Origin of the sequence: Prevotella sp. AM23-5 (assembly GCF_003473645.1) — a bacterium.
Classification (GTDB): domain Bacteria; phylum Bacteroidota; class Bacteroidia; order Bacteroidales; family Bacteroidaceae; genus Prevotella; species Prevotella copri_A.
Genome location: NZ_QUCG01000132.1, coordinates 1 through 3,513, shown reverse-complemented (window position 1 = coordinate 3,513; position 3,513 = coordinate 1). Strand labels below are relative to the sequence as shown.

The following is a 3,513-nucleotide window of genomic DNA, read 5'->3' as shown; positions in this document are numbered from 1 at the left end:
GACTCCCATCCGCTGAAGGATGCATAATGGCCGTAGAAGTTCCAGTCGGTAATGCCCCAGGTGGCACCGCCGCCCAGTCCGCCATAGGCAGGTGAGGTCTGTCCGAGCACGAAGTTCTTCTTAGCCTTGAATCTCTCCACCTCGCTCTGGTACTTTTCGGCAGTGAATGGCACCTTTTCGTTGTCGTAGAGGTCGCCTCCCATCACCTTCTTGAAGTTTGCCATCACATACTTGTATTCTGGTGTGGTCATCATATAGGCGTAGTTGGTGGTGATGACTACCCATTCGCGGGCATAGATAGGTCTCATCTCGCGGAAGTTGTATGATTCGCCTACGGTAGGAGTCCATCCGAAGTTGGAGAAGCTGCAGTTCCACTGGGCATCAATCTTCTGGAGCATCTTGAAGTGTTCATCATCGCTGGTGAGTCGTGCCTTCATCTGGTTCATATCGAGATATGGACAAAGGAAGCTCACGAAATTTCCGCTTTTCTTCTTCCATACGTTTCTTCTGCCAATAAAGGATGGCTTGAACGAGAAGCGGGAGAAGGCAGGAACGGTTTCGAAAAATGCCACGGGGATATACTCGTCAGCCTCCGGAATATGCATCTCGAGGGTGACGTTGGAGACTGGTTTCGCACTCCAGCTGGTGATGATGAGCGAATCGCCCACTGCTGATTTCTTCACGCTGATCAGGTTGTTGGTCTGGAAGGTGTAGTCTGCCTTGCCGACGATCTCTGTTGAAGGGTCTGATAGATTCAGGATGTGTCGGGTAGCTTCAGCCGGCAGTTTGTCAAAAGATAATGTATCTTTCAGAAAATCCTGCTGGAAGGGCTGCTGGATGTCGTTGTACACAATCTGGTCTTCATAATCCGTAGAGCAGGATGCCATCAGGGTCATCGCTGCCACGAGCGTGGTTCCGGCAGCCAGAGCCGGAACTTTCAGATGTTTTTTCTTTTTCATCATTTTGGGTTTTTTACTGTTGAATTCTATACTGTTATTATGGTTTGCAAAGATACGGAAAATATTCGTAATATCCAAATTTTTAGTGAGTTATTTCGTCTGGTATTACCTTCTGCTGATATATACTAAAAAAGAGTTAAAACACTGTTAATAATGCGTTGGATATTTTGTAGTTTGGAAATTTTTCACTATATTTGTAGCGTCAAATGAATGGTATAGGCGAATACCGTTTTGTTCCTTGAAAAGGAGATGTAAATGATAATAAAATAATCATATAATTATAGTAGTTACTCAATTTTTTAAATTCAAGACAACATGAAAAGAACATTTTTAGCGACTGTTTTGTCGCTTGTTTTTGCATTGGTGGCAGTAGCTTGCCACAGTGATGAAAAGGTGATTGGTTATACTGAGTTGCCAGTACAGGCACAGCAGTTTGTAAAGCAGTATTTCCCTACTGCCACCTACTCCCGTGTAGAGAAGGAGAAGGACCACGGAAAGTGGGAATATGAGGTGCTGTTGAGCGACGGAACCAAAATAGATTTCAGCGACAAGGGAGATTGGAAGAGCGTGGACTGCAAGTTCTCTGTTCTGCCCAAGGGTATTGTTCCTACTGTGATTCTGCTGGATATCGAGAAGCGTTATCCGTCAGCCCAGCCTTACAAGATAGAGAAGGAGATAGGGGGATACGAAGTGGATATTCCGGGCTTCGACCTATATTACAGTCAGAACGGTACCTTCATCCGTGCGGAGATTGACAGATAATCCGACAGATTAGAGTATAGGATAGGTTAATGTTGCTGTAGTAACGAAATCCCCCAGCCCGCAGTTTGCAGGTTGGGGGATGATTCTTTCTGTTCCCATTCCTATACCTCCAGCAGCGGCTGCAGCTTGGTGGCATCGAAGCAGGGACATGCCTTCTGCACGCCCGGCAGGTCACGATGACCCAGTATCACCTTGATGTCAGGAAAACGGCGGTGGAGGTTGATGATCAGCCAGAACATCGCATCCTTCTGGGCTGCCGTTCGGGTGTCGGCTATGCAGCCATTGGCATCCAGTCCGCCCTCATAGCAGATGCCGATGGAGTTGGCGTTGGCTCCACGGGCATGCGCACCCATCCGCTCTACCGGACGGCACTCATGTACCTTGCCCTCGCGCGTAATATAATAATGATAGCCGATATCAAACCAGCCGTTCACCTCCACATGGTCGTGGCGCAGCTGCTCTACTGTGTAAGGGTGATTGCAGCGGCTACCGCTGCAATGCACCACAATCATATCAATCTTTCTCATAGTCTATTAATTAAACCTGATAATCCATTGTTAAACCCAGGAGACGGTATGCCCTAAAAAGAGCAGGAAGAAACTCCCATAGCCCCCAAAAGGGCTGTTAATACCGTCACCACAAACTTGATGACCTCATTCCATGTCTGCTTGTTCTTGATACTCATATACCTAATCTGTTAATAATTAATATTTTATAAATTTACATTGTCGCCGTTGCCGGAATCCTCGCCGGGGTTGCCGGTATCCTCACCAGTGCTGCCAGTGCCCTGCGATGTGCCGCCACTGTTCTCACCAGTGCTTCCGGTGCCCTGCGATGTGCCGCCTCCGGTGGTGCTGCCTGGCTTGCCGGTCTCGTCTGTGCCGTCGCCAGCCGCCTCGTCCTTCTTGTACTTCTTTGCCTCCTCGATGTTGAGCGTCTTGGCGCCCGCCTTCTCTGCCTTCATGGCTGCAATCTGCAGAGCTCTGGATGCCACCTGCTTGTAATCCAGGTCAGTGAACTTGTTCTTCACTCCCTCTCCAGGGATATACTGGATGTTTGCTCCGGTGATGTTGACGTCGCTGCGGAAGTCGGCAGGATTATCTACTCCTGTACTTGTAAGCTGGAGTCGGAACTTGCCCAGCTCGCCAAACTCCACCTGGTTGCCACGCTGAAGCTCTGTTACGAGGTTATCTACTGCGCTCACCAATACTGCGGTGCAGTCTGCACGGGATACGGTGGTCTGCTTCTCGATCAATCCCGCAAACATCTTGAGCGAGATGGAATCGTTGATCTGTGTGCAAGCATAATACTTGCTGTCTGATGTCTTGTCACCCGGCTTTGCCAAATGCTTGGCTAAACTAAAACTTACTGACATACTACTAAAATTTTAAAAGATGAATAACTCTTGTTGTGTATCGGACTCTTCCCGATTACATTTGCAAAGATACGACATCCGGCAGGGGCGATTTGCACACTTTGGTCCAAGATGGTTCACTTTCGTCCTTTTTGGTTCACTTTGGTTCAAGATGGTACTCTTTCGTCTGTGTCATATATGATGATCGCTTACGTCATATATGATGATTGCTTACGTCATATATGATACTTGCCTGCGTCATATATGATGCAAGCTCATGCCGTATATGGCGTAGGCTGATGCCATATAGGGTGTAGGCTGATGCCCGATATGCCTCCTGCAAGCACCCTATATGCCAATATCTGAAACCATCTTTCCTGGCGTTGCTACACTCTCGGGGAGTGGGTGGTTTTTATGCTACCATCTCGGCGAGAAACA

5 protein-coding genes are annotated in these 3,513 nt (G+C 48.0%); 1 reads left to right on the top strand and 4 read right to left on the bottom strand.

Features of this window, described 5'->3' with window-relative positions:
* A partial coding sequence (locus DW657_RS16830; protein WP_118313506.1) for a hypothetical protein occupies positions 1 to 962 on the bottom strand: 962 nt, incomplete at its 3' end.
* Between the two features lie 312 nt (positions 963 to 1,274).
* Here DW657_RS16830 and DW657_RS16825 point away from each other — a divergent pair.
* Positions 1,275 to 1,721: a PepSY-like domain-containing protein gene (locus DW657_RS16825; RefSeq protein WP_118313505.1), complete on the top strand. Its 447-nt coding sequence runs from the start codon at positions 1,275 to 1,277 to the stop codon at positions 1,719 to 1,721.
* Positions 1,722 to 1,822: 101 nt separating this feature from the next.
* On the opposite strand, the gene DW657_RS16820 is transcribed toward DW657_RS16825, so the two are convergent.
* Genes DW657_RS16820 through DW657_RS16815 form a run of 3 tightly spaced genes read right to left on the bottom strand, consistent with a single transcriptional unit; the run spans position 1,823 to position 3,096 of the window.
* Positions 1,823 to 2,248, bottom strand: a complete 426-nt coding sequence (locus DW657_RS16820) for an N-acetylmuramoyl-L-alanine amidase (RefSeq protein ID WP_118313504.1) — start codon at positions 2,246 to 2,248, stop codon at positions 1,823 to 1,825.
* Between the two features lie 53 nt (positions 2,249 to 2,301).
* Positions 2,302 to 2,406 (bottom strand): smalltalk protein, encoded by a 105-nt coding sequence (locus DW657_RS18030; protein WP_153095822.1) that lies wholly within the window; start codon positions 2,404 to 2,406, stop codon positions 2,302 to 2,304.
* A 27-nt stretch (positions 2,407 to 2,433) separates the two neighbouring features.
* The gene (locus DW657_RS16815; RefSeq protein WP_158577419.1) at positions 2,434 to 3,096 is read right to left on the bottom strand and encodes a DNA-binding protein; all 663 of its coding nucleotides are present in this window, start codon (positions 3,094 to 3,096) and stop codon (positions 2,434 to 2,436) included.
* Between the last annotated feature and the right edge of the window lie 417 nt (positions 3,097 to 3,513).

Coding starts and splice junctions, on each gene's coding strand:
- DW657_RS16815 (WP_158577419.1), bottom strand. CDS start 3,096: ATGTCAGTAAGTTTTAGTTTAGCCAAGCATTTGGCAAAGCCGGGTGAC.
- DW657_RS16825 (WP_118313505.1), top strand. CDS start 1,275: ATGAAAAGAACATTTTTAGCGACTGTTTTGTCGCTTGTTTTTGCATTG.
- DW657_RS18030 (WP_153095822.1), bottom strand. CDS start 2,406: ATGAGTATCAAGAACAAGCAGACATGGAATGAGGTCATCAAGTTTGTG.
- DW657_RS16820 (WP_118313504.1), bottom strand. CDS start 2,248: ATGAGAAAGATTGATATGATTGTGGTGCATTGCAGCGGTAGCCGCTGC.